The following is a 15,595-nucleotide window of genomic DNA, read 5'->3' as shown; positions in this document are numbered from 1 at the left end:
CAATATAAATACAAAAAAGAAGGTGACTCTAAACAAGTTAAGATAAAGGATAGAGCGAGTATTTCTGAAAGACCTAGCAGTGCTAATAGAAAAAATCTTTATCACTTTGAAGGTGACACTATTGTTGGTAAAGACCATAAAAGTGCTATTGTAACAATGGTCGATAGAGCTAGCAGATTTACTATTTTAGCCAAGTCTATAGATAGAACAGCTAATTCAATCAATAGAATATTGTACAAAGTATCTAATGGTCATAAAATATTAACAGCTACATTTGATAATGGTAAAGAGTTTGCTAAACATAAGAAGCTAACTAGCAAGACTGGCATCAAAGTATTCTTTGCTGATCCATACAGTCCTTGGCAAAGAGGTACTAATGAAAACATGAATAGGTATATCAGACAATTTATACCTAAAGGTACTAACTTTAACAATATATCTCATCAATACATTAGAAAGTTACAGATAGACTTGAATAATAGACCTAAGAAATGTTTAAATTACTTGACACCTAATGAAGTACATTTTGGTATCTCTATAAACATTGAGAATACAATCTAGCTATAAAATCTTTACCTAACTCTGCGTGAGACATGTGATAACTAAGTCAAACTTCAAATCCTCTAGAGTATAGAAATATAGAGTAGCTGCTTCATAATACTTTGTATAAAAAGGCTCAACTACTTTATTCATGCTATCCAACAAAACTACATCAATATTATTTATGATAATATTTGATTATAACAATTATAAAACTAATAATAAAATTCAAAATTGATTATAATTATTTTACTAAATGTTTAAATTTCTATTTAGCATGTTTTTTAAGAATAAAAAAGAAAGCTCTATTTTAAGTTTTCTTGTAGTTTCTTTCGCAAGTTTCTTTGCTATTTTTATGCTTGTTATATCTATTTTTAGTTTCTATCAAGTTAAGCATCAGAATAACTCTCTTTTTAACTATCAACTTAAGACAGCTGCTCAAGTTATTGAAACTGTCCTAAAGATATATCCTTTAGAAGATGATGAAAATACTACAGATATGATCGTTAATAAAATATCATCGTCATTTTTAAATATTAAAAACTATAATGAAAGCGTTGGCTTTATCGTATATGATAGAAAACATAAAAAATTACTTTTAAAAACGTCAAATTTACCATCATTTCATAAAAACTATGATGGTATTACATCTACAACAGGGTTTGAGTGGATTTATACTGATAACGATGGCGCTCAAAAACATTGGTATACTTATACGCTAAGAACTGACAATGGTGATGTAATAACAGTGTTTGTAAATAATGCAGATAAAGATAAACTCTCTCGTCAAATTATCTTTAAATTTGCAATACTTCTAGCATCGATTTATATAATTCTTATTGGATTTATTTACTATATATTAAAAACAGCTCTCGACCCATTAGAAAGGATAAACAAACGTGTAGCAAAGATTAATCCTCGCAAAAATGAAAAGCTTAATGAAGATATCATACCTTTTGAGATAAAATCTATCGTTGAACAAATCAACTCCTTAATAGAAAAATTCCATGCAACTTTAGAAAGAGAAAAACGATTTTCAGGGGATGCTGCGCATGAACTTAAAACTCCAATTGCTGGAGTCAAAACCTTGGTAGAAATAGCACTTGCGTCTGATGATATAAATGAAATCAAACAAAAGCTAGAGAGAATCAAAAGCTCAACAAATAGATACTCTCATATTATTGATCAATTATTAACATTAAGTAGAATCCAGCCAAATGAACAAATTACATTTGGTAAAAAACTTATGATAAATACTGTTCTTGAGACATTTATTGCTGACAATGCCATTAAAGCCATCGAAAAAAATATAGAGATTGCCTTCTACCCTTCACAAGAGCAGTTATATTGTTATAGTAATGAATATCTATTAGGAATAATGTTCAAAAACTTGATATCTAATGCTATTAAATATACCCCAGATGGTGGACTCGTTGAGATACACTCTTTCCAAAAGGATGATAATATCGTTGTTGAAATTAAAGATAATGGTATAGGTGTACCTCCTGAAAATATCGAACGTATTTTTGATAGATTCTATCGAGAAACAGGTACAGGTGAAGAAGGAAGTGGACTTGGATTAGCAATAGTTTCTGAAATCGTAAGACTCCATGATGGTAAGATATTTGCACAGAATAATACTGATGGTAAAGGTATAACTGTTACAGTGAAAATCCCTATTGAACATAAACAAGAGGATTAAATATATCTTTCTAGAGCCTTTGAGATCTCAGGGTCATTAAACTCAAAACCTTTGCTTTGTAACTTTGTTGGTTTTATATTTTGGCTAGATAATAAAAGCTCGTCACCCATCTGACCAAACATTAGCTTAACCATTGCGCTTGGAATCTTAATTATACGTTTTTTAGCTAGATACTTACCTAGAAGCTCTATCAACTGTCTATGCTGGCAAGCTTCAGGCGATGTCAGATTATAGACTTCTTTTTTATCTAACTTATTGTCTATAATAAACTCAACGGCTCTTGATAAATCATGGACACTTATCCAAGTCATATAATTATGTCCTTTACCAAACATTGTCAAAAAACCAAATTTAGCAGGCATAATCATTTTTTCGAGGACACCACCATTACCAATAACCACTCCAAAGCGCATGATTGTATATCTAGCTAACTGAGAATCTATCAAGCATTTCCCCCAACTATCAACGACATATTGACCAAAAGTTAAGTTATCAAACTTTCTATCATGCTTATCTTCATCTTGAGGTATATCGGAAAAATTATAATATCCAATCGCACTAGCATTAATTAGCCAAATATTTTTATTACCGATTAATTTAACTAACTTAGTAGTTGGCTCTATACGACTGGATACAATTTTATTTTTGACTGAGTTACTCCAACGCTTCTGACCAATATTATACCCACACAAGTTTATAACAATATCAAATTCAGATATCTTGATCTCATCAAGCTCAGACCAAGTTACTAAATCATCATAATATCCAATCTTAGACTTTTGTGATCTAGTAAGTAGAGTTAATCTATATTTAGAACTTAATTGTTTTGACAGCTCTCTACCTACAAACCCAGATCCACCTGCTACTAATATTTTCATAAGAGCTCCTAATGTCTCAATTCATACTTAGTATTATATTTATAAAACTTTGCTAAGTAACATTATAATTTCTTAATCTAGATTATAATTACTTGAGAATATGAAACTATTATGAGATTCTAAGTATATTAGCCTTGCAGCTAAAAATCATAATAAAAGCTACTAGCAAGATATAATCTAGCTAGTTTTGACAACAATAAAAACACAGAGGTTCTTCTATGTACTGGGTCGAAATACTATCAAGAATACAGTTCGCCTTTACAGTGAGCTTTCATATTTTGTTTCCAGCCTTCAGTATTGGATTATCAACATTCTTGATGATCTTTGAAGCGCTATGGCTAATTACCAAAAATGATAAATACTTATCTATTGTTAAATTTTGGACCAAAGTATTTGCCCTCACATTTGGTATGGGCGTTGTATCAGGAATTGTCATGGAATTCCAGTTCGGTGCCAACTGGGCTGGATTCGCCGAAAAAGTAGGTCCTGTGCTTGGATCACTCTTCACCTACGAAGTCCTTACAGCTTTCTTCATAGAGGCTGGAGCACTAGGTATTATGATTTTTGGTTGGGGTAGAATTAATAAATATGTTCATTTTCTAGCTAATTTCACGATATTTGCTGGTGTGACGTTATCAGCTTTTTGGATATTATCAGCTAATTCTTGGATGCAAACTCCTGATGGCGTTAACTATATCAATGGTAAGTTTGAGGTTTATAGTTGGTATCATGTAATCTTTAATCCTTGTGTGATTCCAAGATATATTCATATGCTTATGGCCGCATACTTGAGCACCCTAATGGTTATTCTAGGTGTTAGTGCATACTACATTATCAAGGATAAACATCACAGCTTTGCTAAGACATGCATTAAATTTTCAATAGTTTCGATTTTAATCCTTAGCGTAGGTCAACTTGCCGTAGGAGACGATGTAGGTAGAGAAGTACATGAACATCAACCACTCAAAACAGCAGCTATAGAAGGAGTTTGGGATACGCAGAAAGGTGCTCCTTTTGTAGTCTTTGCATATCCAAGCGAATCACAAGAAAAGAACTTATTCTCTATAGAGATTCCTAAACTTGCTTCGTTGATAAATACTCATGAGTTAAATGGCGAGCTAATAGGTCTAAAATCTGTTCCAGAAAAAGATAGACCTGTAGTTGCCGTGGTATTCTACAGCTTTAGAATCATGGTGGGTATTGGTACACTGATGATACTGATGGGTGTGGTAGGAACTGTACTCTTAGCTAGAAAAAAACTACAGACTTCAAAATGGTTCCTAAGACTTTGTACACTAACTACACCACTAGGTTTTGTTGCTATCATCACAGGATGGTTCACAGCAGAATTCGGTAGACAACCTTGGACTGTATATAACATATTAAGGACTGAATATTCTGTCAGTGACATTAACTTCTGGCAAGTGTTTAGCTCATTAGCGGCAATAATCATTGTTTACTTCGTTATATTTGGATTCTTCTATTTTAGATACTTATTTAGAATTATAAATGGTGGTCCAAGTACTGGTGGTGAAGAAAGAATGCCTTACTCATACTTCCAATCAGTTGAGAAGACTACAGGCGAGGAGGAATAATTATGGACTTAGGATTAATTTGGTTATTTATAATTGCTTTTGCTCTACTACTGTATATTGTATTAGATGGATTTGCTCTAGGCATGGGGTCACTATTTCAATTTTTTGATGATCATCAAAAAGATATCGCAGTGAGTATATTACTACCGACTTGGGATGGTAACCAAACATGGCTAGTTTTTGCTTTAGCGTGCTTTTATGGGATGTTTCCTATCGCATTTGCTTACATATTCCCTAAGATTTACTTATCTGCGATACTTTTGGTAGTTATGATACTCTTCAGAGGTATTTGCTTTGAGTTTAGACTAAAATCTCATAAAGGTATCAAAAACTGGGATAAGCTTTTCTTTATATCTTCATTGACGGCAACTTTTCTGCAAGGCTACATTGTTGGAGAATTGATAGTAGGTTTCCCGCATAGTACTTTTTATGGTGTTGGCTTTTCTATACTTACTGGTATTGCTTTGGTATTTGGTTATAGTTTACTTGGCGCAACTCGTCTTATACTTAAGACTGAGGGAGAGCTTTTTGATAAAGCTAAAAAACTAGCTAAATCATGTAGTATAGTACTTGTGATATTAATGTTAATTATTGGAGCAATTACTCCTGTATATACTAAACTACCTTTAGATAGCTTCTATAAAATGATAGTCCTTGGTGCTCTTTTTATACTTACCATTATTAGTTTCTTAGTTCTTATCAAAATAATAGACTCTAAAAATCATGCTTTACCATATTGGTCAGCTGTGGCAATATTCGTCTTCACTTATGCAAGTATGCTAGCACTAATATTCCCATACATCATTCCTTACCACATCACATATAGTCAAGCACAAGCTAGTGATACCACACTACTGTTTACGCTAATTCCAGCTGTAATTATGATTCCATTACTGTTGTTATACACCAGCTATGCTTATTATATCTTCAGAGGAAAGACCAAAGAAAAATTAAGCTACTAGGAGAACTAATTTGAAAAGCTATAAAAATCTAGATATTTATCTCGCATATTTTAGCTTAATACCTTTTGTTTTCTTCTCACTCTGTCTAATACTTGGTTATAGCGACTTTTTAATATTTGACAATATAATCAAAGCTATCTCACTATATGGAGTGGTTATTGCATCATTTATGGCTGGAACCCACTGGGGCAGACAAATTAATTTAGAACCCAGCTCTACAAAAATATTTATACAGCTTACTAGCAATTTAAATGTAATAATTATTTGGTTTGGATATCTAAACTTAGATCCCAAAGATTTTATATTATTACTTATAGCAGAATTTCTAGTATTACTTAAAGTCGATTACTACTTCTTAAAATTAAATCTTATTAGTACAAAATATTTCAAATATATAAGACTACCAATAACACTATGTGTTGTTGTTTCACTAACAATTTCTTGGATTCTTATATGAAGATAGCAATAATCGGTGCAGGTCTTGCTGGATTGACCGCTGCAAATAATCTAAAAGATTCGGTAGAAATAACTATTTTTGAGAAATCTCGTGGAGTTAGTGGCAGAATGTCAACAAGATATGCTGATCCTTACTACTTTGATCATAAAGCTCAATATTTCACTGCTAAATCGACTGAATTTAAAGAGTTCCTTAAGCCAATGATAGATCAAGGTATAATAAAAAATTGGCTGGCTAATTTTGTTGAAATCAAAAACTCTGAAATAATAAATCAAAAATCTTGGGATAATGAATATAAACATTATGTTGGCTCTCCTAGAATGAATGCTGTAGCGCAATACTTAGCTCAAGGTCTAGATATATATCTAAACACACGGGTTGGCTCAATCACTAAAGAAGATAGACTCTGGATTGTTAAAGATGATAACAACCAATTTCTAGGATGTTTTGACTGGATTATTTTTGCCACACCATCAGACCAACTTAAAGATTTACTACCTCAAAATACTTCTTTCTATAACCAAATTAGCTCAATAAAAATGGATAGCTGCTTTTCACTAATGCTTGGCTATGATAAAGAGATTAATCTGAATTTTGATGCTGCCTCTAGTACATGACGAGATAATTAGTTGGATATCTCTCAACAGCTCAAAACCTGATCGCAATACTCCTAGCTGCTTAGTTATACACTCTGCAAATAAATGGGCTAATCAATATATTGATTACGATCGAGAACAAATCCTAGAAACAATTTTTGATAGAGCCAAAGAAGTATTAGCTATAGATCTAAATAAGCCAGACTATAGAACACTGCATGCTTGGCGTTATGCAAATATAGGTAAACAAAATACAGCTGGTTACTTTATTGATACAAACCAAAATATATCCGCATGTGGTGACTGGTGTATAAAGGGGCGTGTTGAATCAGCATTTACTAGTGCCCATATACTAGCAAATCAAATTAAACAAATCTCTAGTACCAATTCCAATATAAATTCATATTAATATCGCAAGATAGTTTATGCCTAATTTAAGTTTCCAATGTGTAGATAATCTAGGCTATTAGCAAATATTGAAAGCTATAAAATAGATGTGAAATACAAAGCGAGAATGTATGAGTTTGTGTTGGGATTGGTATAAATCCTATGCAAAAGAATATTTTATCTTACTACTATATATTTAGCTGCTTCTTCAGGAGTTATTGTTCCGGCTTTAAGAAGATTCTCAATACTTTGCTCCATAGTAGCCATACCTTTTGCTGTTCCAGTTTGTAGTGCTGTGTAGATTTGAGAAAGCTTATTTTCTTTTATCATATTTCTGATACCTGTATTAGATATAAGAACCTCATATGCAGCAACACGACCGCCACCTTTTCGCTTAAGCAGACGCTGAGATATAACTATTTGCAATGATTCCGCTAACATATTACGGACTAATTCCTGCTCAGCTGGTGGAAATACCGATATTACCCCCTATCCACTGTTTTGATTGCTGACATTGTATGTAATGTTCCTAGTACCAAGTGACCAGTTTCAGCTGCCTCAAGAGCCAAACGTATAGTTTCTAAATCACGCATCTCTCCAACAAGGATACAATCGGGATCTTCCCTTAGTGCTGATTTCAAAGCAGCATTAAAGCTTCTAGTATCTCTTTTGACTTCACGCTGATTAACTAGAGCTCTTTGACTTGTATGCACAAACTCAACAGGATCTTCAATAGTCAAAATATGAGAGTCTTCTTTTTGATTTATCTCATTAACCAATGCAGCCAAGGTACTACTTTTACCCGAACCTGTAGGTCCTGTAACAAGAATTAATCCTCCCCTGCTTAGCTTGTACGTCTTTAAGTATACGCGGTGCCCCAAACTGATCTAGAGTAGGGATCGTATTTTCTAAACGACGAAATACCGCACCATAGCCACGATTATGAAAAAAAGCATTAACCCTGAATCTTGCATCATTATCTTTATCATCGATCGAAAAATCACATTCATAAGTTTCTATAAGCTCATCTTTTTGATCATCTGTCATAATCTCCAAGAGCATTTGTGAAATCATCTTATCATTTAATACAGGAGATGTTTCTATATCAATCAAGTCGCCATCGATTCTATACTTGGCTTTACACCCAGATGATAGGTGCAAATCTGATGCTTTTTTTTGCACACAAAGAGTTAGTAGTTTTCTTATCATATAATACAAATAAAATTAATAGTGATAATGAAACTTTATCACTATTAAAGAATAAAAAAATAGAGAACTAAATAATTTTCAGAGATTAATTATTTGAATAGTTTTTTAAAGAAATTAGCCATCTTTGAAAATGGGCAAGAAGACTCTGAAGAATCTCCAGAACAAGTATTAGTATCAGTATTTACTGAACTAGATTTTTTTTTGTTTCATGATATCTTTAAGAACTGTTTGTAAAATACCACCATTCTTCAAGTAATCAACATCAACATCTGCATCTAGACGAGCCAATGCTTCAAATGTTGTAGTATGCGCTGTTTTTGGATGTACTGCTTCTACAACTACTCTTTGGCGAGGCTTGATATTGTTTAAATTATTAATATTAAACATTTCTGAACCATCCAAACCAAGAGTTTTAGCATTTTGACCATCGACGTACTCAAGAGGTAATACACCCATACCCACAAGGTTAGATCTATGAATTCTTTCATAGCTCTCAGCTATAACAGCCTTAACACCTAACAAGAATGTACCTTTAGCAGCCCAGTCACGTGATGAGCCAGTACCATACTCTTTACCAGCCAAAATTACTAAAGGAATATCTTTTTCCTTATATTTCATAGCTGCGTCAAATACATACTGTTGAGAGCCATCAAGATGATACTTAGTATATCCACCTTCTACACCATCAAGAAGTAAATTACGAATACGAATATTTGCAAAAGTACCTCTCATCATAACTTCATGGTTTCCACGACGTGAACCATAAGAGTTAAAGTCTTTTTTCTCAACACCATAAGATTTTAGATATTGTCCAGCAGGATACTCTTCTGGAATTGCACCAGCAGGCGAAATATGGTCTGTAGTTACAGAATCACCTAACATAAGTAGAGTTCTTGCACCTTTGATATCTAAGTCATCATTACCCTCTGCAAACTTCTCAAAGAAGTTTGGACATTGGATATAAGTCGAAGAACTATCAAACTCATAAAGCTTACCTTCAGAAGCATCAAGTTTTTGCCAATCTTCTGTTCCATCAAGTACAGTAGCATAAGCTTTTTCAAACATTGCTGAGTTGATTACATCAGACTGAATTGCAACAATCTCTTCTGTAGTTGGCCAAATATCTGCTAAGTAAACACTATTACCTTCAGCATCTGTTCCAATAGCATCTTCAACTGGATCAAAGTCAACTGTACCAGCTAAAGCATAAGCAACAACATGAATAGGAGAAGCTAAATAGTTCGCTTTAACATGAGGATTGATACGACCTTCAAAGTTACGGTTACCAGAACTTACAGAAGCTACTACAAGATCAGCTTCATTAATAGCTTCTACTACAGGCTCATCTAGAGGACCAGAGTTACCAATACAAGTAGTACAACCATACCCAACAAGGTTAAATCCTAAATTCTCAAGCTCTGGCAATAGGTTTGCCTTTTCAAGATATTGAGTAACAACCTGAGATCCTGGAGCTAATGATGTTTTAACAAAAGGTTTAACTTTCAGACCTTTCTCATTTGCTTTCTTAGCTAGTAATCCAGCACCTAACAGTAATGAAGGGTTAGATGTATTTGTACATGAAGTAATTGCAGCAATAGCAAGTGAGCCATGAGTGATTTTCTCACTAAGACCTTTTACTTCAGCTGACTTTTGTAATTGCTCATCAGTTAAACCAAAACCATGTAAACCTTGCTCATGAACTAAAGCTTCTTTGAAAGCCTTTTTCATATCATGGAAAGCAACTCTATCTTGTGGACGCTTAGGACCAGCAAGGTTAGATTCAACGTTTGATAAATTAATTTCTACAATACTAGAGTACTCAGGTTCTTCTGTTGGATTTTCTCTAAATAATAATTGCTCTTTATACATATCACACGCAGCATCAACAAGTTCGCTACGGTTTGTATTGTTAAAGAAGTCTAACGTAACTTCATCAACAGGGAAGAAACCTATCGTAGCACCATATTCTGGAGCCATGTTTGCGATAGTTGCTCTATCTGGTAGAGATAAACCCTCTAGTCCTTCTCCATAGTACTCAACGAATTTACCAACAACACCGTGCTTTCTAAGTACTTCAGTAATCTTAAGTACTAAATCTGTTGCTGTAACACCAGTTTTTAGTTTACCAGTAAGCTTAACACCTACCACATCTGGTAAAACCATGTAATATGGTTGACCAAGCATAACAGCTTCAGCTTCAATACCGCCTACACCCCAACCTACTACACCAACACCGTTGATCATAGTAGTATGTGAGTCTGTACCCACTAATGTATCTGGGTAAATAACATCTTCACCATCAATATTTTTTACTAATGCGCCCTTTGCAAAATACTCAAGGTTTACTTGGTGAATAATACCCATTCCTGGTGGTACAACTATGAAATCATCAAATGCTTTCTGAGCCCACTTAAGTAAACTATATCTTTCACCATTTCTTTCGAACTCTTTAGCAACGTTTTGTGCTAAAGCTGTTTTTGTTCCATAGTAATCAACTTGTACAGAATGGTCAATTACCATAGCTGTATCTACAAGAGGATTAATCTTGTCAGCATCGCCACCAGCATCTTTGATAGCTTTTCTCATCGCTGCCAAATCAACTACAGCTGGCACACCTGTGAAGTCTTGCATCACTACTCTAGCTGGCATATGTGGAATTTCAGGTCTTGAGCTAGCTTTAGCATCCCAATCTAAAACCTTATGCATATCATCTTCTTTTACTTTATATCCATCTATATTTCTTAGTTGGTTTTCAAGTAATACTCTGATAGAGTAAGGAAGACGAGTTACATCTTTACCAAGCTCTTGAGAAAGTTTCTTTAAGCTATACAGAGAGTATTTCTTTCCTTTTTCCTCTATCTGTAGCTTAGTGATATTTTTAATATCAGACATGCTTTAACCTCCGTAGATACTAATTAATTTTTGCATAACACGCGTATATTTTAACCTGTTAATGAGTATTTGTATATAAAATATAATCTTTCAGCTATTTTGCATCACTTTAATAATGAAATATCAAGCCTACCTTTTTTGAAAGGTGGACACCACAAATAGCTTGTCTCAATAATCTTAGAAAATTTAAAGACTCCGTCAACAATACCATCACTACCACCGAGCATATTACCCATCTGTAAATTGAATGATCTAAATGATAATGCAAACGCAGAGAACATGAAGCCTCCATTTAGATTATCATCTGACCAAGGCATTGATCTTCTTAGTAACTCTGCTTCTGGATCAAAGTTTTCTTTGGCAGATCTCTTAACATGAGCGAAGTCTTTCAAATCCTTAAATTGATGAGAATCATCCAAAGACCTACCAATACACTCTTCTTTCGCTGATTGACTTGCATTATTTAACCAATCAAAGTCATGTAACCATTGCTGAAGAACCCAAAAACTCGACCCCTCTAACTTGCCTTCTGGTATTACTGATGCTGGAACAATCTCTTCACCCTTAGGATTCTCAATACCATCTTCAAATCCTGATAAATCATACTTGCCATGATAGGTATAGCTAGACACTATTTTTTCTACAGTAAAGAAATCCTGTAATGCTTTTCTAATATTTAATGCATTATGAAATAGCTCTCCTCGATCATCTCCTCTTAGCCAAAGCACCAAGTCATAACCATCATTATCTGGCATTCTTTCATTATTGAACTTAGCTCTTTTGAAATTATCTTCACTAGGAAGATTAAACATTTGCAAAAGATCGTTACCAAAACCAGCAACCACACTCTTACCATCGACAAATTTCTGTAATACTTTTAATCCAAACCTAACATCATTATCTTTATTGATACTAAACATCATATATAAAGCAGATGATGGTAAGCCTTCAACAATTCCCAATTGATATTTAATTATTTCCATCTAACTTTCCCTTATAAAATTCTCTTTAATAGTTATAATATAAACAACTACTATAAAACTCCACAAACTAATGTTAAAAAAACAACTATCTTATTTCATAATTATAGGTATATTAGCATCAATAACTAACTTTGTTATTGTATGGTTACTTGTTGAACTTGATATTTTCAAGCCTATGGTAGCAAATTTTTTTGCATTCCTTATTGCATTTAATGTCAGCTATTTTGGACATAGATTTTTGACATTCTCAACAACAACTCAATCACATAAAAAGGCTGCCACACAATTTTTCATTAATGTCATGATAGGTTTAGCTCTCAATGAAGGCATATATTATGTGTTGCTTTATCTTCTACATATACAATATTTACTTGCACTATTTATAACGATGGGATTAGTCGCAGTATATACTTTTGTTGTTAGTAAATTTCTCATCTTTAAGGCATAAGATGTTTAATATAAACAAACAAATAGGAATATACATACACTTTCCTTGGTGTGTACGTAAGTGCCCTTACTGTGATTTTAACTCCCATGCAATCAAAGATGATACATATCTTTCACAAGATTATTACAAAAAACTAATTGCCGACTTTGATACTCATCTAACTGATCTACAAGATAGAGAAGTTATAAGTATTTTCATAGGGGGTGGGACACCTTCACTTTTCAAAGCGGATTATCTTGGTAGAGTTTTACAACACATAAAAGATAATTCAAAGCTTAATCCCAATTGCGAAATAACTCTTGAAATGAATCCTGGTACTGTCGAACGTGGCTCTATTTCAGACTATGCAAATATTGGTATAAACCGTATCTCAGTTGGTGTACAAAGCTTTCAAAATGAAAAGCTACAGTTACTAGGTAGAATTCATAATTGTGACAATGTTTACACAACGATCGAAGAGATTAAGAATTCAAGAATCTCAAATTTCAATATTGATATAATGCACGGGCTTCCCAATCAAAGCTTTGAGGATGGTATTTTTGACATTTCTCAAGCTATAGCAATGCAACCGACACATATATCTTGGTATCAGCTAACCATAGAACCAAACACCCTCTTTGCAGCAAAGCCTCCAAAACTACCAGATGAAGAAACTTTAGAGCAAATTGAAATCACTGGTAAAAAATTACTCCAACAAGCTGGATATTATCAATATGAGATCTCAGCTTATGCAAAAGATAATTTAAGATCTATTCATAACTCAAACTATTGGAACTTCGGTGACTACATTGGTATTGGTGCTGGAGCTCATAGCAAGATTACAAATCTTCAAACCAAAGAGATTAAAAGAACTTGGAAACACAAACATCCCAAAATATATTCACAGGCAAATAACTTTATAAAAGATTCAAATGTTGTTAGTCAGGATGATTTAATCTATGAGTTTATGCTCAACACCCTTCGCTTACGAGATGGTTTCAGCTTTGATCTATTTGAAAGGCAAACTTTTTTATCCAAAGATACTATACAAAACAATTTACAGGTAGCAATAGACAGGGGTCTACTCAAAGTAAATAAAGATAACGTCAAGCCTACAGATAAGGGCTACTTATTCTTAAATGACTGTATAAATACATTTATTTAATCATCATATTCAATTTGAGATATCTTACCACTAATAGCATCAACATATACTTTAACTTCTTTATTAGAACTATCTACACATTCAACCTCATAAACACCATTTTGGTATCTCTATAAACATTGAGAATACAATCTAGCAATTAATATGAGCAAAGCTATAGCAGCATTATCATCTATTTGATGAATTTTAGGCAAAATATACTCTACAAAAGCTCTTGTCCCAAAGAGATGAATATATTTTAGTTTATCTATATCCCTATACTTACTAGATAGTATAGTATTTTGCAGGTCTATATATAACTTATTACACGATAAATAATATTTTTTACCATAATCTGTTACATCTATTTTATTACGACTTGGCCGAGTTAGTTTAACTCCTAAATAACTTTCAAGAAGCTCTAATTTATTTCGAACTGTACTAATTTCGACCGAGTAATAATTTTTTACTGCTGTGTATGACCCCAAATCAACTAAAGATATGAAGTATCTTGTCCCTTCTATTACATTCTTATCAACAACTTTTTCAAAGGTTTGACTCGTATACAAAAAATTAAAAAACAATATGTATTTTTTATATTATCAGAAAATTGTATTTTAAAGAATTCTAGATTTTGGTGCACCGGGCGAGACTCGAACTCGCATGTCCTACAGACACCACCCCCTCAAGATGGCGTGTCTACCAATTCCACCACCGGTGCTAAATGAGTACTTTATTTTTTCGTACTAGTAGAACTTTGATCAATCTCTTTTCGATATTGATCATATTGACTAGCTATAGAGTTATCAATACTAACTGAACTTACGCTAGCGGTTGTATTTTGACTTTTACCTAAATATCCTAAAGTAAGGCAACATACAAAAAATACTGCCGTAAAGAATACCGTCATTTTAAATAAAAATGAAGCTGCTCCCTTACTACCAAAAACAGTATTAGAAGCACCTGCACCAAAAGAAACACTCATATTAGCGCCTTTACCTTGTTGTAGCAAAACTAGAGCTACAATAGCGATAACTGCGATAATATCTATAGTTAAAATTATTCCGTACATATTTTATTTGCTTGATTTATTATTTCGTTAAACTCAGAAGCTTTCAAAGATGCTCCACCAATCAAGCCACCATCAACATCTGGTAAACTTAAGATATCTTTAGCATTTTCAGCTTTTAGGCTACCGCCATACACTATTTTCATATTTTTAGCAAGATTTTCATCAACTTTAGCTACAAGCGAACGAATAAATTGATGCGTTTCTTGCACTTGCTCTAAAGATGCCACCACTCCTGTACCTATAGCCCAAACAGGTTCGTAAGCTATTACAACCTTAGCAAGTTGCTCAATAGATAAATTTTCTAATATTAGACTTAATTGTGTTGTTAGTACTTTTTCTAACCTTCCACCTTGTCTATCTTCTAGAGACTCTCCTATACATACAACTGGCACAACTGATGTATCTATAATTTTATTAAGTTTTTTGAAAACATCTTGATCAGTTTCACCAAACAAAGATCTTCTCTCAGAATGTCCTATAAGTAGATAATTACAACCAACATCATGTAACATCTCTGCAGATAACTCTCCAGTATATGCACCATTATCATAAAAAGTAATATTTTGCAGACCTACCCCAATTTCTTTAGGAAGCTGCGCAAGTACCTCTTTAACATATACACTTGAAGGAAAAACAGCAACAGCGACTTTTTCACTATTGTAATCGACTTCTGAAATACCCTTGCAAAGCTCTTTAATACTTGCAGAGCTACCATTCATTTTCCAATTTCCCATTATTAATTTTTGCATAT

General features: G+C 33.4%; 14 protein-coding genes, 1 tRNA gene and 3 pseudogenes. 9 read left to right on the top strand and 9 right to left on the bottom strand.

The genetic code is table 11. From position 1 onward, the window contains the following. Both F8C69_RS00405 and F8C69_RS00400 read left to right on the top strand, forming a co-directional pair. The coding region (locus tag F8C69_RS00405; protein ID WP_159183759.1) for an IS30 family transposase at positions 1-561 on the top strand (561 nt) is incomplete at its 5' end. Between the two features lie 256 nt (positions 562-817). Then, positions 818-2,242 (top strand): sensor histidine kinase, encoded by a 1,425-nt coding sequence (locus F8C69_RS00400; protein WP_004287016.1) that lies wholly within the window; start codon positions 818-820, stop codon positions 2,240-2,242. Here F8C69_RS00400 and F8C69_RS00395 read toward each other — a convergent pair. Further along, a complete protein-coding gene (locus F8C69_RS00395; protein ID WP_159183758.1) occupies positions 2,239-3,120 on the bottom strand; it encodes a TIGR01777 family oxidoreductase in 882 nt (293 codons plus the stop codon). The two genes, F8C69_RS00400 and F8C69_RS00395, sit on opposite strands and share 4 nt — an antisense overlap. Before the next feature lie 218 nt (positions 3,121-3,338). Here F8C69_RS00395 and F8C69_RS00390 point away from each other — a divergent pair, with 218 nt between their 5' ends. From F8C69_RS00390 to F8C69_RS10335, 5 genes are read left to right on the top strand one after another with little or no spacing between them, the layout of a single operon-like run. After that, the gene (locus F8C69_RS00390; protein WP_159183757.1) at positions 3,339-4,715 is read left to right on the top strand and encodes a cytochrome ubiquinol oxidase subunit I; all 1,377 of its coding nucleotides are present in this window, start codon (positions 3,339-3,341) and stop codon (positions 4,713-4,715) included. Between the two features lie 2 nt (positions 4,716-4,717). Continuing rightward, entirely contained in the window at positions 4,718-5,677 is a 960-nt protein-coding gene (locus tag F8C69_RS00385) for a cytochrome d ubiquinol oxidase subunit II (protein WP_159183756.1), read from the top strand. 10 nt (positions 5,678-5,687) lie between these two features. Next, on the top strand, positions 5,688-6,134 hold the full coding sequence (locus tag F8C69_RS00380; protein ID WP_159183755.1) for a DUF3429 domain-containing protein: 447 nt from the start codon (positions 5,688-5,690) through the stop codon (positions 6,132-6,134). Next, complete coding sequence (locus F8C69_RS10340) at positions 6,131-6,751, top strand: NAD(P)/FAD-dependent oxidoreductase (protein WP_234384206.1); 621 nt, start codon at positions 6,131-6,133, stop codon at positions 6,749-6,751. The genes F8C69_RS00380 and F8C69_RS10340 overlap by 4 nt, the downstream gene beginning before the upstream one ends. After that, positions 6,732-7,139, top strand: coding sequence for an NAD(P)/FAD-dependent oxidoreductase (locus F8C69_RS10335; RefSeq protein ID WP_234384207.1), 408 nt, complete (start codon positions 6,732-6,734; stop codon positions 7,137-7,139). The genes F8C69_RS10340 and F8C69_RS10335 overlap by 20 nt, the downstream gene beginning before the upstream one ends. 155 nt (positions 7,140-7,294) lie before the next feature. Here F8C69_RS10335 and F8C69_RS00370 read toward each other — a convergent pair. From F8C69_RS00370 to F8C69_RS00360, 3 genes and pseudogenes are all read right to left on the bottom strand, one after another. Beyond that, positions 7,295-8,326: pseudogene (locus tag F8C69_RS00370) on the bottom strand (type IV pilus twitching motility protein PilT). 89 nt (positions 8,327-8,415) lie between these two features. Then, positions 8,416-11,218, bottom strand: a pseudogene (gene acnA, locus F8C69_RS00365) (aconitate hydratase AcnA). Between the two features lie 104 nt (positions 11,219-11,322). Beyond that, on the bottom strand, positions 11,323-12,201 hold the full coding sequence (locus F8C69_RS00360; protein WP_159183753.1) for a Dyp-type peroxidase: 879 nt from the start codon (positions 12,199-12,201) through the stop codon (positions 11,323-11,325). A gap of 70 nt (positions 12,202-12,271) precedes the next feature. Here F8C69_RS00360 and F8C69_RS00355 point away from each other — a divergent pair, with 70 nt between their 5' ends. Both F8C69_RS00355 and hemW read left to right on the top strand, forming a co-directional pair. Further along, a complete protein-coding gene (locus F8C69_RS00355; protein WP_159183752.1) occupies positions 12,272-12,649 on the top strand; it encodes a GtrA family protein in 378 nt (125 codons plus the stop codon). 1 nt (position 12,650) lies between these two features. Further along, positions 12,651-13,793: a radical SAM family heme chaperone HemW gene (gene hemW, locus F8C69_RS00350; RefSeq protein WP_159183751.1), complete on the top strand. Its 1,143-nt coding sequence runs from the start codon at positions 12,651-12,653 to the stop codon at positions 13,791-13,793. Here the strand turns inward: hemW and F8C69_RS11130 are convergent. From F8C69_RS11130 to tpiA, 5 genes and pseudogenes are all read right to left on the bottom strand, one after another. Next, positions 13,790-13,900: pseudogene (locus F8C69_RS11130) on the bottom strand (PepSY domain-containing protein); the annotation flags it as partial. The gene hemW and the pseudogene F8C69_RS11130 sit on opposite strands and share 4 nt — an antisense overlap. 3 nt (positions 13,901-13,903) lie before the next feature. Further along, positions 13,904-14,341 carry a hypothetical protein gene (locus F8C69_RS00340; RefSeq protein ID WP_234384208.1) on the bottom strand — a complete coding sequence of 146 codons (438 nt, stop codon included), beginning with the start codon at positions 14,339-14,341 and terminating at the stop codon, positions 13,904-13,906. Positions 14,342-14,407: 66 nt separating this feature from the next. Next, a tRNA-Leu gene (locus tag F8C69_RS00335) sits at positions 14,408-14,493 on the bottom strand. 12 nt (positions 14,494-14,505) lie between these two features. Beyond that, entirely contained in the window at positions 14,506-14,844 is a 339-nt protein-coding gene (gene secG, locus F8C69_RS00330) for a preprotein translocase subunit SecG (RefSeq protein WP_159183750.1), read from the bottom strand. Further along, a complete protein-coding gene (gene tpiA / locus F8C69_RS00325; protein WP_159183749.1) occupies positions 14,832-15,593 on the bottom strand; it encodes a triose-phosphate isomerase in 762 nt (253 codons plus the stop codon). The genes secG and tpiA overlap by 13 nt, the downstream gene beginning before the upstream one ends. Between the last annotated feature and the right edge of the window lie 2 nt (positions 15,594-15,595).

The organism is Francisella noatunensis subsp. noatunensis (assembly GCF_009823375.1).
GTDB lineage: Bacteria > Pseudomonadota > Gammaproteobacteria > Francisellales > Francisellaceae > Francisella > Francisella noatunensis.
The sequence above is the reverse complement of the archived record's forward strand: the minus strand, read 5'-3'. Positions and strand labels throughout refer to the sequence as shown.

Excerpts from the sequence above, each read along its gene's own strand:
- F8C69_RS00400 (WP_004287016.1), top strand. The coding sequence starts at position 818 with ATGTTTTTTAAGAATAAAAAAGAAAGCTCTATTTTAAGTTTTCTTGTA.
- F8C69_RS00395 (WP_159183758.1), bottom strand. The coding sequence starts at position 3,120 with ATGAAAATATTAGTAGCAGGTGGATCTGGGTTTGTAGGTAGAGAGCTG.
- F8C69_RS00390 (WP_159183757.1), top strand. The coding sequence starts at position 3,339 with ATGTACTGGGTCGAAATACTATCAAGAATACAGTTCGCCTTTACAGTG.
- F8C69_RS00385 (WP_159183756.1), top strand. The coding sequence starts at position 4,718 with ATGGACTTAGGATTAATTTGGTTATTTATAATTGCTTTTGCTCTACTA.
- F8C69_RS10340 (WP_234384206.1), top strand. The coding sequence starts at position 6,131 with ATGAAGATAGCAATAATCGGTGCAGGTCTTGCTGGATTGACCGCTGCA.
- F8C69_RS10335 (WP_234384207.1), top strand. The coding sequence starts at position 6,732 with ATGCTGCCTCTAGTACATGACGAGATAATTAGTTGGATATCTCTCAAC.
- F8C69_RS00360 (WP_159183753.1), bottom strand. The coding sequence starts at position 12,201 with ATGGAAATAATTAAATATCAATTGGGAATTGTTGAAGGCTTACCATCA.
- F8C69_RS00355 (WP_159183752.1), top strand. The coding sequence starts at position 12,272 with ATGTTAAAAAAACAACTATCTTATTTCATAATTATAGGTATATTAGCA.
- hemW (WP_159183751.1), top strand. The coding sequence starts at position 12,651 with ATGTTTAATATAAACAAACAAATAGGAATATACATACACTTTCCTTGG.
- secG (WP_159183750.1), bottom strand. The coding sequence starts at position 14,844 with ATGTACGGAATAATTTTAACTATAGATATTATCGCAGTTATCGCTATT.
- tpiA (WP_159183749.1), bottom strand. The coding sequence starts at position 15,593 with ATGCAAAAATTAATAATGGGAAATTGGAAAATGAATGGTAGCTCTGCA.